This is a genomic window from Antarctobacter sp. (genome assembly GCF_965277915.1).
Classification (GTDB): Bacteria; Pseudomonadota; Alphaproteobacteria; order Rhodobacterales; family Rhodobacteraceae; genus Antarctobacter.
Genome location: NZ_OZ255849.1, coordinates 477,477 through 501,903, shown reverse-complemented (window position 1 = coordinate 501,903; position 24,427 = coordinate 477,477). Strand labels below are relative to the sequence as shown.

Annotated in this window: 27 protein-coding genes and 1 tRNA gene; 13 read left to right on the top strand and 15 right to left on the bottom strand. The window is 64.8% G+C overall.

The window, feature by feature from the left end; translation table 11 throughout:
- Positions 1 to 2: 2 nt before the first annotated feature.
- The 4 genes from tolR to ACQY5B_RS03365 form a co-directional block, all read right to left on the bottom strand.
- Positions 3 to 479, bottom strand: coding sequence for a protein TolR (tolR, locus tag ACQY5B_RS03380; protein WP_305972322.1), 477 nt, complete (start codon positions 477 to 479; stop codon positions 3 to 5).
- Positions 480 to 482: 3 nt separating this feature from the next.
- The gene (gene tolQ / locus ACQY5B_RS03375) at positions 483 to 1,178 is read right to left on the bottom strand and encodes a protein TolQ (protein WP_043142103.1); all 696 of its coding nucleotides are present in this window, start codon (positions 1,176 to 1,178) and stop codon (positions 483 to 485) included.
- Positions 1,179 to 1,393: 215 nt separating this feature from the next.
- Entirely contained in the window at positions 1,394 to 1,780 is a 387-nt protein-coding gene (gene ybgC, locus ACQY5B_RS03370) for a tol-pal system-associated acyl-CoA thioesterase (protein ID WP_305972323.1), read from the bottom strand.
- Positions 1,781 to 1,841: 61 nt separating this feature from the next.
- On the bottom strand, positions 1,842 to 2,108 hold the full coding sequence (locus tag ACQY5B_RS03365; protein WP_305972332.1) for an HNH endonuclease: 267 nt from the start codon (positions 2,106 to 2,108) through the stop codon (positions 1,842 to 1,844).
- Between the two features lie 106 nt (positions 2,109 to 2,214).
- On the opposite strand from ACQY5B_RS03365, the gene ACQY5B_RS03360 reads away from it, so the two are divergent.
- Together ACQY5B_RS03360 and ACQY5B_RS03355 are read left to right on the top strand one after the other, a co-directional pair.
- Positions 2,215 to 3,564: a mechanosensitive ion channel family protein gene (locus tag ACQY5B_RS03360; protein WP_420326383.1), complete on the top strand. Its 1,350-nt coding sequence runs from the start codon at positions 2,215 to 2,217 to the stop codon at positions 3,562 to 3,564.
- A gap of 41 nt (positions 3,565 to 3,605) precedes the next feature.
- Complete coding sequence (locus ACQY5B_RS03355) at positions 3,606 to 4,769, top strand: TIGR03862 family flavoprotein (RefSeq protein ID WP_420326384.1); 1,164 nt, start codon at positions 3,606 to 3,608, stop codon at positions 4,767 to 4,769.
- A gap of 7 nt (positions 4,770 to 4,776) precedes the next feature.
- Here the strand turns inward: ACQY5B_RS03355 and ACQY5B_RS03350 are convergent, their stop codons facing one another.
- From ACQY5B_RS03350 to dgcN, 4 genes are all read right to left on the bottom strand, one after another.
- Positions 4,777 to 6,960: an OmpA family protein gene (locus tag ACQY5B_RS03350; protein ID WP_420326385.1), complete on the bottom strand. Its 2,184-nt coding sequence runs from the start codon at positions 6,958 to 6,960 to the stop codon at positions 4,777 to 4,779.
- Between the two features lie 4 nt (positions 6,961 to 6,964).
- Complete coding sequence (locus tag ACQY5B_RS03345) at positions 6,965 to 7,828, bottom strand: D-amino-acid transaminase (RefSeq protein WP_420326386.1); 864 nt, start codon at positions 7,826 to 7,828, stop codon at positions 6,965 to 6,967.
- Between the two features lie 93 nt (positions 7,829 to 7,921).
- Positions 7,922 to 8,887, bottom strand: a complete 966-nt coding sequence (dgcA, locus tag ACQY5B_RS03340; RefSeq protein ID WP_420326387.1) for an N-acetyl-D-Glu racemase DgcA — start codon at positions 8,885 to 8,887, stop codon at positions 7,922 to 7,924.
- A gap of 160 nt (positions 8,888 to 9,047) precedes the next feature.
- Positions 9,048 to 10,049 (bottom strand): N-acetyltransferase DgcN, encoded by a 1,002-nt coding sequence (gene dgcN, locus ACQY5B_RS03335; protein WP_420326388.1) that lies wholly within the window; start codon positions 10,047 to 10,049, stop codon positions 9,048 to 9,050.
- A 240-nt stretch (positions 10,050 to 10,289) separates the two neighbouring features.
- Between dgcN and ACQY5B_RS03330 the strand changes: the two genes are divergently transcribed.
- Positions 10,290 to 11,249 (top strand): L-malyl-CoA/beta-methylmalyl-CoA lyase, encoded by a 960-nt coding sequence (locus tag ACQY5B_RS03330; protein WP_420326389.1) that lies wholly within the window; start codon positions 10,290 to 10,292, stop codon positions 11,247 to 11,249.
- Positions 11,250 to 11,279: 30 nt separating this feature from the next.
- Here ACQY5B_RS03330 and ACQY5B_RS03325 read toward each other — a convergent pair whose 3' ends face one another.
- Positions 11,280 to 12,074 carry a hypothetical protein gene (locus ACQY5B_RS03325; RefSeq protein WP_420326390.1) on the bottom strand — a complete coding sequence of 265 codons (795 nt, stop codon included), beginning with the start codon at positions 12,072 to 12,074 and terminating at the stop codon, positions 11,280 to 11,282.
- Between the two features lie 76 nt (positions 12,075 to 12,150).
- Positions 12,151 to 12,603: an Lrp/AsnC family transcriptional regulator gene (locus ACQY5B_RS03320; protein WP_420326391.1), complete on the bottom strand. Its 453-nt coding sequence runs from the start codon at positions 12,601 to 12,603 to the stop codon at positions 12,151 to 12,153.
- A gap of 72 nt (positions 12,604 to 12,675) precedes the next feature.
- Here ACQY5B_RS03320 and ACQY5B_RS03315 point away from each other — a divergent pair, with 72 nt between their 5' ends.
- The 4 genes from ACQY5B_RS03315 to ACQY5B_RS03300 all read left to right on the top strand — a co-directional run bounded on the left by ACQY5B_RS03315 (position 12,676) and on the right by ACQY5B_RS03300 (position 15,910).
- A complete protein-coding gene (locus ACQY5B_RS03315) occupies positions 12,676 to 13,269 on the top strand; it encodes a LysE family translocator (protein WP_420326392.1) in 594 nt (197 codons plus the stop codon).
- 235 nt (positions 13,270 to 13,504) lie between these two features.
- Entirely contained in the window at positions 13,505 to 14,467 is a 963-nt protein-coding gene (locus ACQY5B_RS03310) for an acetyl-CoA carboxylase carboxyltransferase subunit alpha (RefSeq protein WP_420326393.1), read from the top strand.
- 277 nt (positions 14,468 to 14,744) lie between these two features.
- Positions 14,745 to 15,458: a cytochrome c biogenesis CcdA family protein gene (locus ACQY5B_RS03305; protein ID WP_420326394.1), complete on the top strand. Its 714-nt coding sequence runs from the start codon at positions 14,745 to 14,747 to the stop codon at positions 15,456 to 15,458.
- Between the two features lie 38 nt (positions 15,459 to 15,496).
- Positions 15,497 to 15,910: a thioredoxin family protein gene (locus tag ACQY5B_RS03300; protein ID WP_420326395.1), complete on the top strand. Its 414-nt coding sequence runs from the start codon at positions 15,497 to 15,499 to the stop codon at positions 15,908 to 15,910.
- A 14-nt stretch (positions 15,911 to 15,924) separates the two neighbouring features.
- Here the strand turns inward: ACQY5B_RS03300 and ACQY5B_RS03295 are convergent, their stop codons facing one another.
- Positions 15,925 to 17,100 (bottom strand): cation:proton antiporter, encoded by a 1,176-nt coding sequence (locus tag ACQY5B_RS03295; protein WP_420326397.1) that lies wholly within the window; start codon positions 17,098 to 17,100, stop codon positions 15,925 to 15,927.
- A 46-nt stretch (positions 17,101 to 17,146) separates the two neighbouring features.
- Positions 17,147 to 17,794 carry a GntR family transcriptional regulator gene (locus ACQY5B_RS03290; RefSeq protein WP_305972497.1) on the bottom strand — a complete coding sequence of 216 codons (648 nt, stop codon included), beginning with the start codon at positions 17,792 to 17,794 and terminating at the stop codon, positions 17,147 to 17,149.
- A gap of 188 nt (positions 17,795 to 17,982) precedes the next feature.
- Between ACQY5B_RS03290 and ACQY5B_RS03285 the strand changes: the two genes are divergently transcribed.
- A complete protein-coding gene (locus ACQY5B_RS03285) occupies positions 17,983 to 18,498 on the top strand; it encodes a J domain-containing protein (RefSeq protein ID WP_420326398.1) in 516 nt (171 codons plus the stop codon).
- 93 nt (positions 18,499 to 18,591) lie between these two features.
- Positions 18,592 to 19,349, top strand: a protein-coding gene (locus ACQY5B_RS03280) for an IS5 family transposase (protein ID WP_420328558.1) whose coding sequence is annotated in 2 segments (ribosomal slippage) — positions 18,592 to 18,913 and positions 18,913 to 19,349 — 759 coding nt in all. Because the reading frame shifts where the segments join, the coding sequence is not laid out codon by codon here.
- 19 nt (positions 19,350 to 19,368) lie between these two features.
- Here ACQY5B_RS03280 and ACQY5B_RS03275 read toward each other — a convergent pair.
- The gene (locus ACQY5B_RS03275) at positions 19,369 to 20,058 is read right to left on the bottom strand and encodes a M48 family metallopeptidase (protein WP_305972499.1); all 690 of its coding nucleotides are present in this window, start codon (positions 20,056 to 20,058) and stop codon (positions 19,369 to 19,371) included.
- A gap of 106 nt (positions 20,059 to 20,164) precedes the next feature.
- Between ACQY5B_RS03275 and ACQY5B_RS03270 the strand changes: the two genes are divergently transcribed.
- Positions 20,165 to 20,488, top strand: coding sequence for a TIGR02300 family protein (locus ACQY5B_RS03270; protein ID WP_305972500.1), 324 nt, complete (start codon positions 20,165 to 20,167; stop codon positions 20,486 to 20,488).
- 194 nt (positions 20,489 to 20,682) lie between these two features.
- A tRNA-Ala gene (locus tag ACQY5B_RS03265) sits at positions 20,683 to 20,758 on the top strand.
- Positions 20,759 to 20,787: 29 nt separating this feature from the next.
- On the opposite strand, the gene ACQY5B_RS03260 is transcribed toward ACQY5B_RS03265, so the two are convergent.
- Positions 20,788 to 21,105: a hypothetical protein gene (locus ACQY5B_RS03260; protein WP_420326399.1), complete on the bottom strand. Its 318-nt coding sequence runs from the start codon at positions 21,103 to 21,105 to the stop codon at positions 20,788 to 20,790.
- 5 nt (positions 21,106 to 21,110) lie between these two features.
- Positions 21,111 to 21,878 carry a sulfite exporter TauE/SafE family protein gene (locus tag ACQY5B_RS03255; protein WP_305969126.1) on the bottom strand — a complete coding sequence of 256 codons (768 nt, stop codon included), beginning with the start codon at positions 21,876 to 21,878 and terminating at the stop codon, positions 21,111 to 21,113.
- A gap of 228 nt (positions 21,879 to 22,106) precedes the next feature.
- On the opposite strand from ACQY5B_RS03255, the gene ACQY5B_RS03250 reads away from it, so the two are divergent.
- Together ACQY5B_RS03250 and ACQY5B_RS03245 are read left to right on the top strand one after the other, a co-directional pair.
- On the top strand, positions 22,107 to 23,792 hold the full coding sequence (locus tag ACQY5B_RS03250) for an acyl-CoA dehydrogenase family protein (RefSeq protein ID WP_420326401.1): 1,686 nt from the start codon (positions 22,107 to 22,109) through the stop codon (positions 23,790 to 23,792).
- A gap of 166 nt (positions 23,793 to 23,958) precedes the next feature.
- Positions 23,959 to 24,312 carry a carboxymuconolactone decarboxylase family protein gene (locus ACQY5B_RS03245; RefSeq protein ID WP_420326402.1) on the top strand — a complete coding sequence of 118 codons (354 nt, stop codon included), beginning with the start codon at positions 23,959 to 23,961 and terminating at the stop codon, positions 24,310 to 24,312.
- Positions 24,313 to 24,427 lie beyond the last annotated feature (115 nt).

Genomic DNA, 24,427 nt, shown 5'->3' with positions numbered 1-24,427 from the left:
CCTCAGCCGCCGTCGGGTCCGTCAAGTGCCGGGCCGCCCACGTCCGTCACCAGGCCGATCGACGAGAACCCGCCCGCGTTCAAAGCCCCCATGATCTGGGCCACGTCGCTATAGGACACCGACCCGTCCGCGCGCAGGTAGACCCGGTCGTCCGAGCGTTCCGCCGCAACGGCCCGCAGCCGGTTGACCAGCTCGTCGCGGGCGATCTCGGAGTTCTGGATCAAGATCGTGCCATCCGCCGACAGCGTGACCGTCAACGGTTCCTGCGGATCGCTGGGCAGGGCCTGCGCGGCTGTCTTGGGCAACTCTACCGGCACGCCCACCGTCAGCAGAGGTGCCGCCACCATGAAGATGATCAGCAGCACCAGCATGACGTCCACGAAGGGCGTCACGTTGATTTCGGCCATCGGCTGTGCGCGGCTCCTGCGCGATCCGCGCCGCCGTTTGCCGCCTCCGGATTTGACGACCCCTGCTCCCATCGGTCAGGAATCCAGCTGGCGCGAGAGGATGGTCGCGAACTCGTCGGCAAACGCCTCGTAGTTGCCCACGATCCGGTCCGCGTCGGCGGAGAACTTGTTGTAGAAGACAACCGCCGGAATGGCGGCCAGCAGGCCGAGGCCCGTCGCCAGCAGCGCTTCGGCGATACCCGGCGCCACCACCACCAGCGAGGTGTTCTGCTGTTCGGCAATCTGGATGAAGGAGTGCATGATCCCGAAGACCGTGCCGAACAGACCGATGAAGGGCGCGGTCGAGCCGACCGTGGCCAGAACCGGCAGCCCCCTCTGCAACTGGTCCGCCTCTTTCTGGATTGCGACATCCATGGACCTGTCGATCCGGCTTTGCGCATTGGCGATCAGCCCGCCGTCCTCGCGGTGGCTGCGGCGCCATTCCATCATGCCCGCCGCAAAAACGCGTTCCGACCGCCCCGAAGGTTCCGGGCCAAGCTGCTCGAAGAGCTCGTCCAGCGGCTCCCCTGACCAGAAGGCGCGGTCAAAGCGCGTCGCCTCGCGCCGGGCGCGGCGGTAGCTGACGAATTTCTCGATGATGATCGCCCAGGCCCAGACCGAGGCGACCATCAGCAACAGCATGACGAGTTTGACCGTCAGCGTCGCGCGCATGAAAAGACCCCAGAAGGAGAAATCGATCTCCGAGGCGAGGGCAAGCGTTCCTGCTTCCATAGACCTGCTCATTTCCTGTCGGCCCCTGTGGCCGGGGCTCTGATTACCGGGATATGTAGCCGATTTGCAGGGGAAAGGCTACTGAATTGGCAGCATTCCGCTGGCACGGACCGCTTCCCATAGGCGGGGGTTTGCCCTTGCGCCCGCCGCGGCATGGCAAAGGCCGTTTCCGGGGCAGGCAAATGCCCGCTGGAGCAAGGGCTGCGCCGGCTCGTTCAATGCACCCTTTGCCGCAGCGCCGCGGGCAACCGCGCGGGCTGGCCTTCGCGGGTGACGCAGACCGCCGTCACCTCGGCGCGAAAGATCACCTCTTCGCCCCGCACGACTTCTTGCGACATGACAAGGCGCACGCCGGTCATGCTCTTGACGGTCGTCCGCACCTCGAGCGCGTCGTCGTACCGGGCAGTCATGAGGTAATCCGCCTCGATCCGCCGCACGACAAAGACGATCCCGTCGTCCTCGCGCATGGCGTTCTGGTCCAGCCCCTGTTCCTTAACCCAGTCGCTGCGGGCGCGCTCGATGAATTTCAGGTAGTTGGCGTGGTAGACGATGCCCGCCATGTCGGTGTCTTCATAGTAGACGCGGATCGGGAAACGATGCATGGGCGGGCTCCTTCCTGGCAGCGCGACCCTAGGCGCGGCGCAGGATACGGGCAACCCCGTCTCACCGCTTGCGCCGTCCCCCGGCGCTGCGGCTGTGAAAGGCGGGCGGCCGCTTGGCGACCCAGGCGAGGAATTTCGCCATGTCAGGATGCGCGCGCAGTTTCTCGACCGTGTTTAGATCGCGCGCCAGTTCGGCCTCGGTGAACCGGGCGTGGATCTCGCTGTGACAGATCTGGTGCAACAGGACGACGGGTCCGCCCTTGCCACCTTTCAGGCGCGGTACAAGGTGGTGCAGGCTTTGCCGTGCCTCCGGCGGAATGCGGCGCAGGCACAACGGACAAATAGGTTCTGATCCCTGTTCCAAATCGCTCCCCTTGTGGCCGATACTGGCATTGGGCAAGAGAATGTGACAACGCCGCCAAGGATCAAGCCATATGGATTTCGACCTGACCAACCAGCCCGAGATCGTGCAGCAGGCCTATGCCTATCTCATGCAGGGCTGGGAGATCGCGCGTGAATGGCTGATTTCGCCGGCCGCCTGGTCGCAGTTCGGATTGCTGGCCGCCGCTTTCCTTCTGGCCTGGCTTCTGACCCGACGGCTGCGGCCCTGGCTGACCCGCATCCTGACGCCAGAGGCCTCGCGCCAGTCCCTGCTGGCCTCGGCGCGCCGGTTCCTGCTGATCTTCGTGCCGCTGCTGTTGCCCATCCTGGCCTGGGCCTTTACCGGCATCGGCGAAAGCCTGACGCGGGCGATCTTCAACTCGGGCGCGGTGATCGCTTTCGGCAAACGCGTCTTCCTGTTCCTGGCCGCACGCATCCTGGTGCGCGAGATCATGCAGGATGGCTTCCTCAAGATGCTTGGCCGGGTGATCCTGCTGCCGGTCATGGCGCTGTATACCGTGGGTCTGCTGGACGTGGCCACGGACCGCCTGAACGAAATGACGATCAGCCTGGGCAACATCGAGTTCACCTTGATGTCGGTGATCCGGGGCATCATCGCCGGGTCGATCCTGTTCTGGCTGGGCCGCTGGTCCAACGACCAGACCGGTGCCTATATCCACAAGCAGGCGGACATGCGTCCCGCCACGCGGCAACTGGCCGCCAAGGCCGCCGAATTCAGCATCTTCGGCATCGCCTTCCTGCTGCTCATGAACATCGTCGGCATTCCCCTGACCTCGCTGGCGGTCCTCGGCGGTGCCATCGGTGTGGGTCTCGGCCTCGGCCTGCAAAAGATCGCGTCCAACTACATCTCGGGCATCATCCTGCTGCTGGAAGGGCAGGCCACGGTGGGCGACTACGTCGAACTGGACAGCGGCGAGGCCGGCACCATCGTCAAGACCACCGCGCGGGCGATGATCCTTGAGACCTATGATGGCCGCTGGATCGTTGTCCCGAACGAGGATTTCATCACCACCCGCGTGATCAACTATTCCGATCAGGGCAGCGCCAACCGCTACGAGGCGCCCTTTTCGGTCAGCTACAATACCGACATCAATCTTGTTCCCGACATCGTCGAGGCGGCCGTGGCCAAGCACCCCGGAGTGCTGTCGGCACCTTACCCGCCGGATTGCGAACTGCGCGGCTTTGGCGACTCGGGCATCGATTTCGCGGTGGAATTCTGGGTCAACGGCATCGACGACGGGCCGAACAAGTACACCTCGGACGTGCTGTTCCTGATCTGGAACGCGCTCAAGGACCACGACATCGAGATCCCGTATCCGCACCGCGTCGTCCAGTTGCAGCACCCGACCGAAAGCCCCGCGCCCGAGGCGCAGGAGGCGTGACGGGACAGGCGCTTGTGATTGGCGGGGGGCCTGCGGGGCTCATGGCTGCCGATGCCCTGCTGTCCGCAGGTCACACGGTGACACTGGTCGAAGCCAAACCGTCTTTGGCGCGCAAGCTGCTGATGGCCGGCAAGTCCGGGCTGAACCTGACCAAGATGGAAGAGCCGGAGCGTTTTCTGGCCGCCTATGGCGCGGCAGTGTCCGACCTCGCGCCAATGATTGGCGCCTTTGGCCCCGGCGAGGTCGCGGCCTGGACCGAGGGGCTGGGACAGAAGACCTTTACCGGCTCGACCCTGCGGCTGTTTCCCGAGGTCATGAAGGCCTCTCCCCTGCTGCGCGCCTGGCTGACGCGGCTGGATGGCATGGGGCTGGAGATCCGGACCCGCTGGCGCTGGCTGGGCTGGGACCCGGATGGCGACCTGTCGTTCGACACGCCCAAGGGGCAACGGACCGAACATCCCGCCGTCACCGTTCTGGCCCTTGGCGGCGCCAGTTGGGCGCGGCTGGGATCGGACGGGGTCTGGGCCGGGCATTTCCGGCAGGCCGGCCTTCAGGTCACCCCCTTCGCCCCCTCCAATGTCGGTTTGTCGGTGGACTGGTCCGACCACATGAAACGGCACTTCGGAGAACCGCTGAAGAACATCACGCTCACCGCCAGGGACATGACCAGCCGCGGCGAGGTCGTGATCTCGGCCCGGGGATTGGAAGGCGGCGGCATCTACCCGCTGACACCTGCGCTGCGAACCGGCCACCCGCTGCGGATCGACCTGAAACCGGATATGGACATCGCCTCGCTGACGGCACGGCTGTCCCGTCCACGGGGCAAGCAGAGCCGCGCCAACGCCCTGCGCAAGGCCTTGGCGCTTTCCCCCGCCGCGCGGGCCCTGCTGATGGAATGCGCGCGCCCCCTACCGGATGATGCGCAGGCGCTGGCGAAGATCGTCAAGTCACTGAACCTGAAGGGCGCAACCCCCAGACCGATGGACGAGGCGATTTCGACGGCGGGCGGCGTGCCGTTTGCGGCCTTGGATCGCGGGCTAATGCTGCGCGACCTGCCCGGCACCTTTTGCGCGGGCGAGATGCTCGATTGGGAGGCGCCGACCGGCGGCTACCTGCTGACCGGCTGTCTGGCCACCGGGTTGTGGGCCGGGCGCCACGCGGCAGACTGGCTGTCCGCGCATCTTATGCGCGATCAGGCTAACTGAAACTGTCCTACCGGACCGCCTGAACCGGCGTCGACCAGACCAGCGAGATGCGGCGGTTGCGCGCCCGCCCCACCGGCGTCGCATTATTTGCCACGGGCCGATCCGGGCCATAGGCTATCACCTCGATCGCGGTTTCGGGAACGCCGCGCCTGGCGATCTCTTTCGCCACGACCTCGGCCCGCAGGCGGCTCAGCAACCGGTTGATGCCCTCGGCGCCGAAGTTGTCGCTATGCCCCTCGACGCGCAAGGCCAACCCGCCCTGCCCCACGCAGATCCGCGCCACAGCCGAAAGCGCGTTCACGCCCCGGATCGACCGCGCGTCCAGCCGTGTTTCTCCCGCGAGGAACCGCACCTGCTCATCGCCTTGGGCACGGCGGCTCTGCCGGGCGCATTCGGCCACGGAGGGCTCGAATTCAATAAGCGGCAACCAAAAGCCCGCCTGAAAGACCTGCTCTGCCCCAAGGGCCGCGTTCTGTCGCTGCGTTCCGGCTGCCGGGTAGTCCTGCAGCACGGACAGCGACAGCTTGTCATCAGGCCCAAGCGCGGCGCGTGTTGACGCCTCGACCAGTTCCACGTCGACACCGGGCGGGAGGACACCCTCGACCGAAAGCTGCCCAACCGCCAGCGTGATGGTCAGCGCTTCGGCCTCTCCCAGCCAGCGTTCGACGGCCCTCAACAAGGGCGCCGCACTCGGCAGCGCGGTATCCAGGTCCTGCTGAACATCCCCGCTGGCGGGCGGCAGCCCGAGTAGACCGGCTATCTCGGCGGCGTCCAGATCGACAGGCAGCACACCGCCAAGCGCCAGGCCCGTTTCGGGATGATAGGTCAGGGTCGCGTCCGGATCGCGGCCATCGCTCTGCAACTCGACATGGCTGCGCAGGTCGGTGCCCTGCGGCAAGGCCGCAAGCCGTGTTTCGACCCGGGCCGCTCTGTCGGGATCAGCCAGAACCGCGTTCAGCGTGACGGATGTCTCTTCCAGCAGGATGCTGCCCTCGATCACCTCGGCAAAGGCGCCTTGCACCGCCGCCACGCTGGCAATCCAGTCGAGCGTGTCGGGCAATGGTGATTGCAAAAGGCGAGAGACGTCGGCACCCAGCGCGCTGCCCAGATCCTCGGACCCGATGCCGTCGGGCAGGACACCCGTTGCCGTAACCGCCCCATTGCGCCGCTCGAGCAGCAGCCAGAACGGCCTTGGCGGCGCCTCGGGCAATGTCGATACGTCCAGACGGTAGTTGGCAGGCAGATCCGCGCGCAGGGTCGTCAGCGCGCTGTCCATCTCAGGGCCACCGTCCAAACCGGTCAGAACCACGGAACCGGGCATCACCACGGCCACCCCCTGCCTTGCAGCGCCAAGTACCTTGATCGCACCAGTCATGGTCGGTCCCAGATCGGGCAGGCCGGGGTCGACCGGGCCGTTCACCAAGGCATTCTCCTGAACTCTGTCGAATACGCCTGCGAGGGCCTGCACGTTTAGCCCCGGAGGAAGCTTGCCGCGCAGGAAAACACCCCGGTGGGGGTGTCGCTCTGCCACCAGCAGAAAAGGCGCACCGTCGTCACGCACGCTGATCTCTCGCTTGATCGACAGTTCCGCGGGCAAATTGTCGAGCAGGGCCGTCACTGCCTGCGCATCTGCGGGCCAGAGCGCCTCTCCCCGGATCGTGCCGCTTGTCGCGCTGACCTCGATCTCCGCCCTGTCCAGGATAGCGGCGCTTTCGGTCAGCGCCAGAATGGCGGCATCCCAATCCCCCAGGGGCGCGCCTCGTGCGATCTGCAAGGTGGTCGCATCCGCTCCAGAGATCCGACCCAATGCCTCGGCGGTGGTGGCTGTAGTGACGTGACCGCTGAGACGCGTCCCCGTGTCGTCCTTGCGCAGGCTGTAGGTGAACTGCGCGACGCTGGGCAGAACCTGGAGGCGTACACGCACCTCTTCGACACCGTCGATCCCGCGCAGCGCGCTCTCGATCGCGCGCATGTCCGCGCGGCTCTGGACCAGACCCTCGACCGTGATCACCCGTCCATCGACGGTCAGCACGGGCGGATCGGGATACCCGGACATGAGCACCTTGGCCTGCGCGCGCAGTCCGGCCTCGATTGTCGGTTCCTCGCTGGGCACATGGAACAGTCCAAGCGCCGCCAGAATCAGGAAGATGACCAGCGCGCCGATGACTTCGACAAGCGCCCTGGCCGTCATCGGATCAGATCGCTGCCTTGCGGCTCTCGTCGAGGTAGATATCTCGCAGGCGCAGGGCACGTTGTCCCGGCGTGCCATCGCCCAGTGCCACGCCGTCGATCTCGACCACCGGCATCACGAAGGTCGAGGCAGAGGTGATGAAGGCCTCGTCGGCCCCCTGCGCTTCCTCGATGGTGAAATTGCGTTCTTCGACTTCCATCTGCGCCTCGCGCGCGAACCGCAGGACGGCGGCACGGGTGATCCCGTGCAGGATGTCATTGGACAGGGCACGGGTGACGATCTTGTTGCCCTTGATGAAATAGGCGTTGTTCGAGGTGCCCTCGGTCACGAAACCATCCTCGACCATCCAGGCGTCATCGGCACCGGCCTTTTTGGCCATCATCTTGCCCATGGAGGGATAGAGCAACTGCACCGTCTTGATATCGCGCCGGCCCCAGCGTGCATCCTCGATCGAGATCACCTTGATGCCCTTCTTCGCCGCCGGGCTTTCCGCAAGACCGGGCTTGTTCTGGGTGAACAGAACGATGGTCGGCGTCGTGGTCTCGGGGTCGGGGAAAACAAAGTCGCGGTCGTCGGGCGCGCCCCGCGTGATCTGCAGATAGACCAGCCCGTCCACGATCCCGTTCTTTTCAACCAGGTCGCGGTGGATCTGCAGCAGCTCCTCTGCGGTGACGGGGTTGCGCATCTCCAGCTCATCCAGCGACCGCTGCAGCCGTTTCGCGTGGCCGTCGAAATCGATCAGCTTGCCGTCCAGGACCGACGTGACCTCGTAGACGCCATCGGCCATGAGAAAGGCCCGGTCGAAGATCGAGACCTTGGCCTCGTGTTCAGGCAGGAAGTCTCCGTTCACATAGACGGTACGGGTCATGGGCGTGATCCTTGAAAGCGGTGTTCAGCATCTTTTAGGCAGGGCGTCTGCAGGCTGCAAGCCTCGGCCCGAGGGCAGCGGCGGCATGCCTTTTCAGCCCCAGAGCGTCGCCACGGGCGGGTGAACGCCCTTGGCATCAAATGTCAGCGGCACGTCCCGGTCCTCGGCCAACAGCAAGGGCCCGTCCAGATCGGTGACCAGAGCCCCCTGGGCCACCAGCACCGCCGGGGCCATCGCCAGGGACGAGCCGACCATGCAGCCCACCATGACATCGTATCCTTCGGCCAGCGCCGCATCGCGCAGGGCCAGCGCCTCGGTCAGGCCGCCGGTCTTGTCCAGCTTGATGTTCACCACGTCGTACTTGCCCTTGAGCGCGGGCAGCGAGGCACGGTCATGACAGCTCTCGTCGGCACAGACGGGCACCGGGCGCTCCATCCCGATCAGCGCCTCGTCCTCGCCGGCTGGCAGTGGCTGTTCGACAAGCGCGACCCCCAGCCGCACCAGGTGCGGCGCGAGATCGGCATAGACCTCGGCACTCCAGCCCTCGTTGGCATCGACGATGATCCTTGCATCGGGCGCACCGCGGCGCACCGCCTCCAGCCGGGGCATGTCGTCAGGCGTGCCCAGCTTGATCTTGAGCAAGGGCCGTGCCGCGTGTTTGCGCGCCGAGGCCTCCATCTTCTCCGGCGTGTCCAGCGACAGGGTATAGGCGGTGATCTCGGGCCCCGGTTTCGCCAGACCGGCCAGTTCCCAGGCGCGATGTCCGGCGGCCTTCGCCTCCATATCCCAAAGCGCACAATCCAAGGCGTTGCGCGCCGCCCCGGCGGGCAGAGCCTCTTGCAGCGCCATGCGAGAAATCCCCTCGGGCAAGGCTTCGATCTCGGCGGTTACGCTGTCCAGCGTCTCGTCATAGCGGGCATAGGGCACGCATTCGCCCCACCCCATGACCTTGCCGCGCGTGACCCGCACGGTCAGGACTTGCGCCTCGGTCCGGCTGCCCCGCGAAATGGTAAAGGCCTCGGCGAGCCGGAACACGTCTCGTGAAACACTGATCGTCATGCCCGTCCTTCCTGCTTCTTCTCTTTGAAAATACTCTGACGCCGCAACCTGTCGTCCCGCGCGCCGCAACGCAGGGAGCGCCCAAAGGGACGGCGGGCGGGGCGTCTTTCACGCCCGAAGGCGCGAAACAGCGTCCGCCCAAAGGCCGGACCGCCCGTCGTCAGAGCGCCTCGAGCGCCTCGGCCAACCGGTCCGCACCGTGCCGGAACGGGTCCACCGTGGGCAGGCCAAGACGCGCCTCGACCTCTTCGCAATAGCGCACCGCTTCGGCTTCGCCCATGTGCTGCGTGTTGATCGAAACGCCAACCACTTGGCAACCGGGGTTGGCGACCTTTGCCAGCGACATCGACAGGTCCCGCACCTCTTCCAGCGAGGGCAGGTCATAGTCCGGCAGGCCGCGCATATGGGTCCGCGTCGGCTCGTGGCACAGGATCAGCGCGTCGGGCTGGCCGCCGTGGATCAGGGCCATGGTCACGCCGGAAAAGGACACGTGGAACAGGCTGCCCTGTCCTTCGATCACGTCCCAATGGTCGGCATCGTTGTCGGGCGTCAGCCATTCGATGCTGCCGGCCATGAAATCCGCCACAACCGCATCCAGCGGCACGCCATCACCGGTGATCAGGATGCCGGTCTGGCCGGTGGCGCGGAAGGTCGATTTCATGCCCCGGTCGCGCATCGCCTTGTCCAGCGCCAGGGTGGTGTACATCTTGCCCACCGAACAATCGGTGCCCACGGCCAGAACGCGCTTGCCGGTCCGCATCTTGCCATCCGCGATCGGATAGTCGACCTCGGGCACCCGCACGTCGTGCAGGGCGCGGCCCGTGGCCTCGGCCACGGCCTTCAGGTCGGGCTCGTCCCGCAGCAGGTTGTGAAGCCCCGAGGCCAGGTCGAACCCTTCCTCGAGGGCCTCGACCAGGACCTTTTTCCAGGTCTGGCTGATCTTGCCGCCGCGGTTGGCCACGCCGATCACCAACGTCTTGGCGCCCGCCTCCTTGGCCGCCGCCAGGTCCATGTCCGTCAGCCCAAGGTCGGCCTTGCAACCATCCAGGCGCAACTGGCCGACACAGTTTTCCGGCCGCCAATCGCGGATTCCCTGGGCCACCTTGGCCGCCAGCGGGTCGGGCGCATCGCCCAGGAACAGAAGATAGGGTGTCTCGATCATGGACGCCTCCGAATTCAGAATTTGCCCGACCATGCCTGAGTCGCCGCCGAACTGCCTTGCGTTCCTGCGCCGATACGCGGAAATCTTCGACGTTTCTTGCAGGTTTCGACCAAAATGCCGAAGAATCATGCATGCGATGCGGAATGCCGCTCTGCAGCGAAATCCGCTTGCAGCGGCTTGCGCAGTTTTATAACCCGTATACCAACGCACACGCAACTTTATGACCGAAAGGCCCTGCCCATGTCCTTCCGCATCCAGCCCGCCGCCCCGGCCCGCCCCAACCGCTGCCAGTTGTTCGGCCCCGGTTCGCGCCCGGCGATCTTTGAAAAGATGGCAGGCTCGGCGGCCGATGTCATCAATCTCGACCTCGAGGATTCGGTGGCCCCGACCGACAAGGACAGCGCGCGTGCCAATATCATCAAGGCCATCGGCGAGGTCGACTGGGGCAACAAGACCCTGTCGGTGCGGATCAACGGTCTGGACACGCCCTATTGGTACCGCGACGTGGTGGACCTGCTGGAACAGGCGTCCGAGCGGCTTGACCAGATCATGATCCCCAAGGTCGGCTGCGCCGGGGACATCTATGCCGTCGATGCGCTGGTGACGGCGGTGGAACGCGCCAAGGGCCGGACCAAGCCGATCAAGTTCGAGGTCATCATCGAAAGCGCCGCAGGCATCGCCCATGTCGAGGAGATCGCCGCCGCGTCGCCCCGGCTTGAGGCGATGAGCCTCGGCGCCGCCGATTTCGCGGCCTCGATGGGCATGGCGACCACCGGCATCGGCGGCACCCAGGAAAACTACTACATGATCCGCGAAGGCCAAAAGCACTGGTCCGATCCCTGGCACTGGGCCCAGGCCGCGATCGTGGCCGCCTGCCGCACCCACGGCGTGCTGCCCGTGGACGGGCCGTTCGGCGACTTCAGCGACGACGAGGGGTTCCGCGCCCAGGCGCTGCGCTCGGCCACGCTGGGCATGGTGGGCAAATGGGCGATCCACCCAAAGCAGGTGACGCTGGCCAATGAGGTCTTCACGCCCACCGAAGAGGCCGTGAACGAGGCCCGCGAGATCCTTGCCGCGATGGAAGAAGCCAAGGCCAAGGGCGAAGGCGCCACCGTCTACAAGGGGCGCTTGGTGGACATCGCCTCGATCAAGCAGGCGGAGGTCATCGTCCGCCAGGCCGAGATGATCGCGGCCAACTGAGGTGTCGGGCCGGACCTTCGGGTCCGGCCCCTACTCCGTGCGGGTTCTGCCCGCCCTGCGCAACCGTTTCAGCAGGGCCGTCTTGGCAGCGCCCAGAGCGTCATCGTCAAGGTCGGACCGGTTGAGCGCCAACAGGTCCTCGGCTGCCTTTGCCGGTTGCACGTTCTGTCGCACAAGGGGCCGCAGTCCGGCGCGCGATACCTGCAGCCGGTCCAGCGCCACGCCCAATGGCCCCAGCGGATCAGCGCCGCACTCTTCCAACCGTGTGGCGGACACGTCGACATGACGGCCCAACCGCGCCGCCACCCTTGCCACGATGCTCTCCAGCTCTGCCGCGTCTCGAAAATCTTCGGCGAACTGCTCTGGCCCCTCGGTCAGCCTCTGGCTGCGCAGCAGTTGCCAGTAGAGGCTTTGCAGCCAGGCCTCTGGCGCGCGGGTGGTGAACCAGATGGACAGGGGCAGGTCCGGAAGCTGACCTGCCAGGACCTCGACCATTTGCCCCAGCAGCTCTGGCGCGGCTGCGTAGGTGGTGACGGATTTCCGCCCCGGCAGCAAACCGCAGAGATGTTCCGAGCTGACAAGCAGCGGGCGCGCATCAATAGGGTCGATGCCTTGCGCAAACTCGGCCACCGCCGCGCGAAATGCCACGATGCGCTTGGCGTTGCTTCCCACCGAGACACGCCGGGCGGCAAAATTCACCGGCTCGATGTGATGCGGCAAGACCAGCCGCAGGCGCGGGGCAAGGATCTCGCGCTGTGCGTCGGCCCCGCGTTGCAGACTGGTGGTGCCTGTCTTGTGGAACCCGGGATGGATCAACATCCGCATGTCCTGCCTCCCGTCACGCCGCTTCGCCCCTTCCCTAGCAGACCCGGGGATGTAGCGCGATACGCGGCGGGTATGCTCAGGCCCGCTCGTCCTTGGGCGATCCCATGACGACATAGGATGTCAGCGTACGCACCTGCGGCAGCGCGCCCAGGATATCGGTATGGAAATGTTTGTAGGCGGCCAGATCGGCCACCTCGACCCGCAACAGGTATTCCACCGGCCCGGTGATATTGTGACATTCACGCACCTGGGGCGCCGCTGCCATCGCCTGCTCAAAGGCCAGTTGCGCGGGCTTGGTATGCTGGTTCAACCCCACGGTGATATAGGCTGTAAAGCCGATGCCACGCTTTTCTGCGCTGAGCACCGCGCGATACCCCAGTATCACCCCGGTCTTTTCCAGTGCCTGCGTGCGGCGCAGACAGGCGGACGGCGACAAGCCGACCCGCTCTGCAAGGGCCAGGTTGCTCAACCTCCCGTCACCGGAAAGCTCTCGCAATATCTTGCGATCTATGGCATCCATTTCGATCATTGATTGCAGAAATACGCCGCGAGCGCCACAAAATGCAATCAAATAGCGGCATAAACCGGCGACCATTGCTCCATGACGCCTGACTTACTCCTTGCCCTTGCGCTGTTTGCCGCCGCCACCGTGTTCTCACCCGGGCCCAACAACCTGATGCTGATGACATCGGGGGCGAATTTCGGTCTGCGCCGGACACTGCCGCACCTGGCGGGCGTGGCCTACGGGTTTCCACTGATGATCCTTCCGGTCGGCCTGGGCGTGATGCAGGTCTTTGAAATCTGGCCCTTTGCCCACACCCTGCTAAAGGTCGTTGCGTTCGCATACCTGCTTTGGCTGGCCTGGAAGATCGCCAACCAAGCGGCGCCGGGCGAGGCGGGCAGGAATGCTCGCCCGCTCAGCTTTCTGCAGGCGGCGGCCTTTCAGTGGGTCAACCCAAAGGCCTGGTCGATGGCCCTGGGCGCGATCACGCTCTATGCCACCAGCCGAGATTTTGCCGCCGTGGCCTGGGTTTCAGGCACCTACGCGGTGATCGGAACCGCCTCGGCCGTGACGTGGACGGTCCTTGGCACAGGACTGCGCCGCTGGCTGAACCAGCCCGGGCGATTGCGCCTGTTCAACTGGAGCATGGCAGCAATCCTTCTGGCCGCGATGGTGCCGGTCCTGTTCGGCTGAGGTCACTCCGGAAGCGGCAACCGGTTTTCCGCCAGCACAACCTCTGGCGGCGGATCGACGAAGTGGCGCATGGCACTGCGAATGCTGGCCTCACGCGTGGCGGCGGGGTGGTTCTGTCAGGTCATCACGGGTGTCCCTAGCCCCTTCGGATCCTGGATCGGCCGGTTGCGACAAATCTTGCTTTATTGCATCCCGTGCGCGGCGAGGCCATATAGCGGCCTGCAAGGAGACCCGGATGACTCATTACCTCGACTTCGAAAAACCCCTGGCCGAAATCGAAGGCAAAGCCGAAGAGCTGCGCCGCATGGCGCGTGACAACGAGGAAATGGACGTGTCGGCAGAGGCGGCCGCGCTCGACCGCAAGGCCGAGACCTTGCTCAAGGATCTCTATGCCAAGCTGACGCCTTGGCGGAAATGCCAGGTCGCCCGCCACCCCGACCGGCCGCATTGCAAGGACTATGTCGAGGCCCTGTTCACCGAGTTCACGCCGCTGGCCGGTGATCGCGGCTTTGCTGACGACCATGCCGTGATGGGCGGCCTCGCCCGGCTGGACGATCGCCCTGTGGTGGTGATCGGCCATGAAAAGGGCAACGACACCAGATCGCGCATCACCCACAATTTCGGCATGGCCCGCCCCGAAGGCTATCGCAAGGCGATGCGCCTGATGGACATGGCCGACAAGTTCGGCCTGCCGGTGGTCACGCTGATCGACACGCCAGGCGCCTACCCCGGCAAGGGGGCAGAGGAACGCGGCCAGTCCGAAGCCATTGCGCGATCGACCGAGAAATGCCTGCAGATCGGCGTGCCGTTGGTCTCTGTCGTGATCGGCGAAGGCGGCTCGGGCGGGGCTGTCGCCTTTGCCACTGCCAACCGGGTCGCGATGCTGGAACACGCGGTCTACTCGGTGATCTCGCCCGAGGGCTGCGCCTCGATCCTGTGGAAGGATTCCGACAAGATGCGCGAGGCGGCCGAGGCCCTGCGCCTGACCGCGCAGGATCTCTTTCAGCTTGGCGTCTGCGACCGGGTGATCCCGGAACCGCTGGGCGGCGCGCACCGCGACGGCGAGGCCTCCATCGCCGCCGTGCGCAGTGCCATCGGCGGCCTTCTTGGCGATCTTGACGGCATGTCGCGCGAAGACCTGATCCGCGCCCGCCGCGACAAGTTCCTGAACATGGGCTCCAAGGGTCTGGCGGCCTGAGCCATCGCACGTCGCACTGAAATGGCCTGATCCCGCCTCTCTCAACCTACAGTTGCAGGTTGGGCGTGCAGATCCATGAACTTCCGAACCTAGGCCGCCGCCGTCGCGCTGGATGTCGCGGTGACGGCGCATGTTTCTGCGCAATCCTGTGTTCGTCGGTAACGGGAGGCCGCCGATGGCCCGAGCGCCAAGGCGAAACAATTTGCACGCGCTCGTGACGATGCGTCAGGGCTTTGTCGGGTGACAGGGGCGCCTGCGACCCGGCACTATCCCCATCATGGAACTGTTATTCGCATATGGGGCCGGGCTGCTGACCCTGATTAATCCCTGCGTGGTGCCGGTGCTGCCGATCGTCATCGCCACTGCCCTGCAGGCCAGCCGGGCCGGACCATTGGTCATGGCGGCGGGGCTCAGCCTCTCCTTTGTCGTGCTGGGCGTCGGCGTCACGGCCTTTGGCCATGCGCTGGGAATCGGCATCGACACCGTGTCCCGGGTGGGCGCCGTGCTGATGGTGCTTTTCGGCCTGGCGCTGTTGCTGCCACAGGCGGCAGGCGTGCTTGAGACGGCCACCGCCGGTCTGTCGGCCCGTGCCGATGCGCAGATCGACCAGCTCGACCGGGGTGCGCTGCGCGGGCAATTCCTGGGAGGGCTGCTTCTGGGTGCGGTCTGGAGCCCCTGTATCGGCCCGACGCTGGGCGGTGCCATTTCGCTGGCCAGCCAGGGACAGGATCTTGGCTGGGCCGCGTTGATCATGTTGTTCTTTGCGCTTGGCGTCTCGACCCTGATCCTGGGCCTGGCCTATGGTACGCGTGGCGCGATCGGCCGCTACAACAGCCAGTTGCGCGCCCTTGCGGTCCGTGCGCGCCCGATCCTGGGCGCGACCTTCGTGGCCGTGGGGCTGGCGCTTTTCTTCAATCTTAATCACCTGGTCGAAGCCTGGCTCATCGGCGTCTTGCCACCCTGGCTGATCGACCTTTCCGTTTCCCTCTGACCTCACCCCAAGACATGGACTTGCAAAGGAGCCTTCTCATGGATCGACGCCGCTTTCTGACCCTGACCGCCGGATCGGCCCTTGCCCTGCCCCTTGCCGCCCATGCGGCACCGCTGGCCTACAAGCCCGGTCTCGTGACAAAGCACCTGGACAAGGGCGAGACCGTCTTTCTGGATTTCAAGGCCAGCTGGTGTTCGACCTGCGCCGCGCAGGAACGTGTCATCAATGTGCTGAAATCGGAAAACCCGGACTACGAGGCGCAAATCACCTTTATCGACGTGGATTGGGACGAATACGGCCGGTCCGAACTGGTCCGCTCGCTGAAAATCCCGCGGCGGTCCACACTGGTTGTCCTGAAAGGACAGGCGGAACTGGGCCGGATCGTCGCCCAGACCTCGCGCGCGTCGATCAAGGGGCTGATGGACACCGCCCTGTCCGCGGCGATGGCCTGACGCCCGGCGGGGCGTCAGGCCCCGCTATCAGCCTTGCGTACAGCACGCAAGGCCAAAAGCGTGACCACCGGGCCGATCAGTTCAAAGACCACGGTGGTCCCGATGGTCAGGGTCAGCAGGATGTCCCCAACAGCCGGCAGTTCGGCCGTGGCGACCAGCGCCATGCCCACCGCGACACCGGCCTGCGGCAGCAGCGCCGGGCCGACCCAGCGGCGTTGGGCAGGCGTCAGCCCGCCGAACAGGCCGCCCAGCCATCCTCCGACAAGGCGTCCGAGGATACGCAGGACCACATAGCCCACCCCGATCCAACCAACCGCGGAAAGTGCGTCCAACTGCATCGACGCCCCGGCCAACAGGAAAAAGAGGATTAGGAAAGGCCGCTCGACCATCTCGATTTCGTGGAAGGCATGTTCGTGGTGCTGCGCCCTGTTGGCGATCACCGACCCCGCCGCCATACCTGCCAAGAGGAACGACACCTCCAGCCAGAGCGCCAGCCCGGCGGTCAGGAAGACAAGGCCCAGCGCCTCGATCCGTGTCGGCTCACCCGGGCGCAGGCGCCCGGTCAGAACGGCACCGGGCAGACCGATGACAAGGCCAAGCACCAGCGCGCCACCCACCTCCCAGAGGGCCACAAGCAGCAACCCGGGATCAAAGCCACCGTTGGCGACAGCCTGTGCGGCTACGACCGCCAGGGCAAAGACCATCATGCCCCAGGCATCGTCGATGGCCACGATGCCGCGCAAGGTATCGGCGAAATCGCCCTCGCTCCCAGCCTCACGCAGGGTTTCCTGCGTCGCGGCCGGATCGGTCGCCGTGGCCACCGCACCGATCAGGATTGCCAGTTCCGGCGGCAAGCCCGCCAGCCAGAGACCCACCGCGACGACACCCATCGTCGCCAGCACCACCGCCATGGAGACCGTCAGGATCGCCCGCCCGTGCGCCGCGACCTTGTCATGGCGCAGCGACGACCCCAGCAAAAAGGCCACCATCGTCAACGCCACGATGGACAGCGGTTCGTACCAGAGGATGGCCGCCTCCGGCAGCAGCGCCAGCCCGGACGATCCGATCAGCACGCCCATCACCAGCAGCAAGGTCACGCCGGGCACGCGCGTGCGTCGCCCCAGGGCGTCAGCCGCAAGCCCCGCCAGGAACAAGATGCCCAGCGCGATGAAGACCGGTCCGAATTCCATGCGTCTTTCATGCCGCATCGCGGCACGCCTGCCAATGCGGCGCGTGTCAGCCCGCTAGCATCCGCAACCCCTGCGTGACATCCGAGCGCACGGCCAGCCGCAGGCCCGGCTCGTCGCCAGCCTTCAGCGCCGCGATGATCAGGCGGTGATACTGTGGCGGTTCCGACCGCCGTAGCCGACCGTAGAGCGCCCGCATCGTCGGCCCCAGTTGCAGCCAGACGGTTTCCGCCATCGCCAGCATCGCGGGCGCCTGGGCCCGCAGGTAAAGCGTGCGGTGGAACTCCAGGTTGGTACGGATATAGCCCACCGAATCGCGGTTCGACACGACGTCGGCGATGGTGGCATTGATGGTCTGCAACCGGTCGATCAGCGCGATATGCGCCCGCGGCAAGGCGCGCGAGGCCAGTTCGACCTCGATCAGGGCACGCAGGGCGGCCAGTTCCTCGATCCGTTCGTTCGACAGTTCAGGCGTGGACACCCGCCCCGACGATGACATGGTCAGCGCGCCCTCGGCCACCAGACGGTTCACGGCCTCGCGGGCGGGGGTCATCGAGACATCGAATTCCCGGCCGATACCGCGCAGGGTCAGCGCCTGACCGGGCGCCATCTGCCCATGCATGATCCGCGTACGCAGCCCGCGATAGACGCGGTCATGGGCGGAAGCGGCGATCTCTGCTTTGGGTACGGCTTGCATGGCTTGTTTGTGATCACATTTTCGGCGCGGGTCAATGGGTCGTGACGGGCCTCCTGGCGGCGTTAACCCTTGCAGACGAAACAGGCTACACGTCGTGCATGAATCAAAGTTATCTTCAATTTGAGATTTATCCGACGGTTCCGGGGGGCGAACCGCGGACAGTGCCATGCACCGCAAGAGAGTTTGTCATGACCCGTACCGCACCGATGTCCGCCTACAAGACGCTTGGCGTCACGCCCGAGGACGACTTTGCCACCATCCGGCGCGCGTGGATCAGGCTGGTCAAGGCGCACCATCCTGACGTCATCGGAGGCGATATCGAGGAAGGCGCGCGCAAGCTTGCCGAGCTGAACGACGCCTATGACGCATTGCGTTGGCACAACCCCGAGAAATTGCGCATCATCGCAGAGCGCGAGGCGCGGGACAGACGCGACTACCAAGGCGACCCGGCACCTCTCCGCAAAGCGCCGGCAGAGGAAGCTCGTGCGGACAACACGCAGGCCGATCTGAAATCGCAAGCGCGGCACGAGGCCGGCCCGCAGGATGCGTCGCACCCCCAGCAAGAAGCGCCCCGATATGAAAGGCGGGAAACGCTGTGGGCCGACTTCATCTCTGCGCGGGCGCAAGAGCGTTTCCGCGCCGGTCAGCGCATTTGCACCCCCGCATCGCAGGTCGCCAGGCGCAGGATGCTCTGCCGCGCCTGACCCGCCTGCTCTTGTGGATCCGAAGGTCTAGGGTCAGGACCCATTGATTTCAGAGGGGTGTCGTGATTCACGGTTCGAAAAAGAGCGGTGAACATGTCTGATCTATTCTGGCTGACCGATGCTCAGGTGGCGCGTCTCGAGCCTTTCTTTCCGAAGTCCCACGGCAAACCCCGCGTCGATGATCGGCGTGTGCTGAGTGGGATTATCTTTATCAACCGCAATGGGTTACGATGGCGCGATGCGCCTGCAGCCTATGGTCCACACAAGACGCTCTACAACCGCTGGAAGCGATGGAGTGATAAAGGCGTTTTTGCCCGAATGATGGCTGGTTTGGCTGCTGAACACGGTGAGACGAAGACAGTCATGATCGACGCGACATACCTCAAGGCCCACCGGACAGCGACCAGCATGGGCGTCAAAAAGGGGGGCGTGGGCGCCTGATTGGTCGCACCAAGGGCGGCATGAACACCAAGCTGCATGCCATCTGCGACAGCCAAGGACGCCCGCTTGATCTGTTCGTGACCGCCGGACAGGTGAGCGACTACATCGGGGCGCGCGCCTTGCTCAGCAGCCTGCCGAACGTCGATTGGTTGCTTGGTGACCGCGGCTATGATGCCGACTGGTTCCGAGAAGCGTTGCAAGACAAAGGGATACGCGCATGTATCCCCGGTCGAAAGCAGCGCAAGAAACCTGTAAAGTACGACAAGCGTCGCTACAAACGGCGCAACCGGATCGAGATCATGTTCGGCAGGCTGAAGGACTGGCGGCGTGTTGCGACCCGGTACGACAGATGCCCGAAGGTCTTCCTATCAGCCATCGCTCTCGCCGCAGCCGTCATCTACTGGCTTTGAAACTCAATGAGTCCAGACCCTAGTCGAACCGGTATCGGTGCAATTCGGCACCGTGTTCCTTCAACCATTTGCGGGGACTGCGCCAATCGCCATATAGCGCCTCGACCTGCTGCCAGAAGGCGGCGGAATGATCCATGTGACGCAGGTGCGCGACCTCATGTGCGGCGACATAGTCCAGTACCTCTGGGTGGCCCAGGATCAGCCGCCAGGAATACATCAGGCCGCCGTCGTGGGTGCAGCTGCCCCAGCGTGACCGCGTATCCCGCAATGTCAGGCGGCTATACCCCCGCCCCAACCGCGCCGAATACCGGTCAGAGGCCTCCGCCAGCCGGTCGCGCGCCCGCGTCCGCAGCCACCCCTTAAGACGCGCCGCCATCCGGTCCTCGGGGCCCGGGACCAGCAATACCCCATCGGATTGCCGCACCTGGCGACCGCTTCCCGGCCGCACCTCGTGCAGGACGCCTTCGACGGGCAGCCGCGCGCCCGGCCCGACGACCACCGGCCCCGAGACCCCGGCGAGATGCCCGCGCAGCCAGCTTTCCTTGGCGCGCAAAAAGGCAAGCCCCTCGGACTCGGGCACTTTCTGCGGCAAGGTCAGCGTGACCCGCCCGTCCAGTTGCGAAATCCGCAGGGACAGGCGGCGAGCTCGCGCCGACCGCCGCAGGACGACCGAAACCGGAGGGTTGCCACCCAAGGTGATTTGCCCCATATGCCCCCTGCCCCGCTGCCTGTCGTCAAAGCTTTTGACATCCCTCATCTGATATGGCAGGGGGCGTGGATTGTCGACAGACACTGAGAGTTGAAGGGGATCACCCATGCCCAAGGAAGAATGGGGCACCAAGCGTGTCTGCCCCACCACTGGCAAGCGTTTCTACGACCTGAACCGCGACCCGATCGTCAGCCCCTACACCGGCGAGGTGGTCAACCTCGAAACCGGCAAGCGGAGCATGATCGCTGCGGATTCGGCAGATGCGGCCAACAAGTCCAAGGCCAAGGAGTCCGAGGAAGAAGTCGATCTGATCGACGACGATGACGTCAACGTCGATCTCGACGATGACGATGTTCTCGAGGACGAAGACGACGACAACGTTTCCCTGGACGATATCACGGACGTCTCGAACGAAGACGACGAGTCCTGATCGCTGGTCACCAGCGCTGAACACGGCAACGCCGGTCGGTTTTCCGACCGGCGTTTTTCTTTGTTTCCTCTGCCGCCACAGGCCCTACCGAGGCTTCGCGAGGAAATTCTCTCTCCGCCGCAATTTTCCGCTTGATCCCATTCGCGGCAGGGCGTAATCACCCCCGCACGGCGCCGCTGGCGTCGCCCGGGAATGGGGCCTTAGCTCAGCTGGGAGAGCGCTACAATGGCATTGTAGAGGTCAGGGGTTCGATCCCCCTAGGCTCCACCATCCCCCCTCCATCACGATGATAGGACACCTCAGACCGAGGCAAAACAGCCCAACGCCGGGCCGTGAACGCCTATGTCCAGCGGTCCGAAATCGCTGTCCACGCAAAGGCTGAAATAGCCCGCCGTCGGCAGGAAGAGCACCGTGTAGGCACCGTCTGAACGGGTCACGCTGTAACAGGTCAGGGTCAGCCCCCCGCTGAAATTGACGGTTATGGGGCGCGGACGCCGCACGCGCATACGTGCAAACTCCTCCAGCAACAAGCGGTCGCCCTGGCTTTCCACCGCAAAGCCCGCCAGTTCATCCTCAACAAGCCGCGTCACATGCGCGGGCCAATCCTGCTGCGTCATGGACCTCAGATTAAGGCGCGACGCACAAGGTTCAAGCCCGCGACCAGCAGCACAAGCAAGGTCGCCCGCCGAAAGGCGCGCTGGTCGATCCGGTTCTGCACCCGCGACCCGATCCACATGCCCGCCAGCGCCGGCGGCACCAATGCCAGCGACAGCCAGACGGTCGCCGCGTTCAACACGCCCGAGCCGATATGGGCCAGCGTCAGCGCCACCGCGCCCAGCCCGTAGATCACGCCCTGTACGCGCATCTGTTCGCGCTTTTCGGTGCCCATCGCTGTCAGGTAGGCCACGGTAGGCGGCCCCCAGACGCCCGAGAACCCGCCGATGAACCCGGCGAACACCCCGATCCCGATTTCCAGCCCCCGGTGCCCCTCGCGTGCGACACTAGGCTGCCAGCCTGCAAGCTGCAGGATCGCGAACAGGGTGATCGGTGCGCCGATCATCAGCAACAGGACCTGCCCCGGCAGCACCGCCACCAGTTGCGCCGACAACAGCAGCATCACGCAGGCAACACCCAGGAAAACCCGGAACCGGCGTACGGATTGCACGGCGGCGCCTGGCCCCTGGGCCATCGCCTGGAATCCGTTTGTCACCAATGTCGGAAGGATCAATCCCGCCAGGGCCAGTTCCGGCGCCACGAGGCTGCCGAGCCCCGAGACGAGAATCATCGGCATGGCAAAACCGACCAATCCCTTGATCACACCGGCGAGCGACGCAATTCCAATGGCAATGAGGACTGTAAGCGGGGTCAGATCTGCAAGAATTCCGGGCATGAGGGCCTCTTAGCATGTCCTGCAATGACCGCATCCGGAATCAACGGCGCGCAACAATTGAACAATACCAAATAGCCATCGGTATTTTTGTTGCGCTGCACCTGCAAAGTGGCTAGGACCATCGGGACGATGTAATTTGACCGCAAACTCTGGAACGCACGTTTCACTACACGCGCGACGGAATGGCCACGCCAGCCCGCACGGCGACAAAGAGAGAGGACCTGTTGAATGGCGCATGACGGACAAGACCTGAGCCTTGGCAGCGTGATTCTGCCCGATCTTCTGACCCTGACCGGCGATTCGATTGCCCCGATCGAAGGCATCCTGGAAACCGCCCGCGCCCATGTCCGGGACATGGTGCTGGCCGATGGCCGCGTGTCCGGCGCCTTGGTCGAGCAGAACCAGTTTGCCGCCCACGGGCTGGCCTGGCTGGCCACCTACGTCGAATCGCTGCGCCAGATGCAGGCCTGGGCCAAGCGACTGGATAGCGATGGCACCTTCGGCGAGGTCGAGCAGCTGATCCACCAGATCGCCTTTGGCGAGTACCTGTCGCAGATCCACGGCGGCATCCAGATGAACCAGGGCGAGATCGTGCGCCTGTCCGACATGGGCCTGAACCAGGATGAACGCCGCGCCATGCTGACCGATCAGGTCGAACACCTCATGCAGCACGGCAACAATCCGGGCGCCCGCACCCGGCTGGTGCAACTGATGGAGGAACGGCAGGCCGAGGTCACGCATGGCCGCACCGGGCTGGACGAAGAACTGGAGATGATCCGCGACCAGTTCCGCCGTTATGCCGTGGAAAAGGTCGAGCCTTACGCGCATGAATGGCACCTCAAGGATGAGCTGATCCCGATGGAAATCATCGAGGAACTGGCGGAAATGGGTGTCTTCGGCCTGACAATCCCCGAGGAATACGGCGGCCTTGGCCTCTCCAAGGCCTCGATGTGCGTGGTGTCCGAGGAACTCTCGCGCGGGTATATCGGTGTCGGATCCCTGGGCACCCGGTCCGAGATCGCCGCCGAACTGGTTATCGCGGGCGGCACGGAAGAGCAGAAGCAGAAATGGCTTCCGCGCTTTGCCAGCGGTGAAACTCTGCCGACGGCAGTCTTCACCGAACCCAACACCGGATCAGACCTGGGGTCTCTGCGGACCCGCGCCGTCAAGGACGAGAATGGCGACTACGGCATCACCGGCAACAAGACCTGGATCACCCATGCCGCGCGTACGCATGTGATGACCCTGCTGGCACGTACCGATCCGTCGACGGACAACTACAAGGGCCTGTCGATGTTCCTGGCCGAGAAAACCCCCGGCACGGATGAGGATCCCTTCCCCACCGAGGGCATGACCGGCGGAGAGATCGAGGTGCTGGGGTATCGCGGCATGAAGGAGTACGAGCTTGGCTTCGACGACTTCAAGGTCAAGGGCGAGAACCTGCTTGGGGGCGAGGAAGGCAACGGCTTCAAGCAGTTGATGGAAACCTTCGAATCGGCCCGCATCCAGACCGCCGCGCGTGCCATCGGCGTGGCCCAGGCGGCGCTGGACGTGGGCATGCAATACGCCATCGACCGCAAGCAGTTCGGCAAGTCGCTGATCAACTTCCCCCGCGTCTCGGGCAAGCTGGCCATGATGGCAGTGGAAATCATGATCGCCCGCCAGTTGACCTATTTCTCGGCCTGGGAAAAGGACCACGGGCGGCGCTGCGACCTCGAGGCCGGCATGGCCAAGCTACTTGGCGCGCGCGTGGCCTGGGCCAACGCGGACAACGCGCTGCAGATCCACGGCGGCAACGGCTTTGCGCTGGAATACACGGTCAGCCGCATTCTCTGCGATGCGCGCATCCTCAACATCTTTGAAGGCGCCGCCGAGATCCAAGCACAGGTGATCGCGCGCCGCCTGCTGGCATAATTCGGAAACGAACCGGTTCAGGGCCCCGCCAGGAATGGCGGGGCCTTTTTTCTTGATCACTTGTCCGTTTGACCACGCGCCATCCGCCCGACAATCTGATCCGGATCAAGGTTTCGGCCACTCTGGCGTGATCTGACACCGGCGATCACAACACCGGAGTCGCTCCATGAGTTACAAGGAATCGCTCGCCGCGTTGAAACCGCAGGTGAAAGAATTCAACGCCGCCATCGGGGAAACCGCCCAGGGTTTTGGCGCAATTGCCAAGAGCCTGCACGGCGACGGCGCGCTGACCCACAAGCAAAAGGAATTGGTCGCACTGGGCATCGCGGTGGCGATACGATGCGAACCCTGCATCATGTTCCACATCGAAGCTTTGGTGCGCCTTGGCGCCACGCGCCAAGAAATCGCGGAAACACTGGCGGTTTGCGTGGAAATGGGCGGCGGCCCGGGCGTGATGTACGGCACAAAGGCACTGGCCGCCTTCGACGAATTCAACGCCAAAGCCAAGTCGGCGGAATGATATCAAGACAAGGGATGGCCATCACCGATGATGGTGTGGCCCGCCCAGACTTTGGCCGCGGCAGGGACATGAGTGCCGGAAAACCGATCTTGCCGGAGCAAGACAAAGGGCGGGG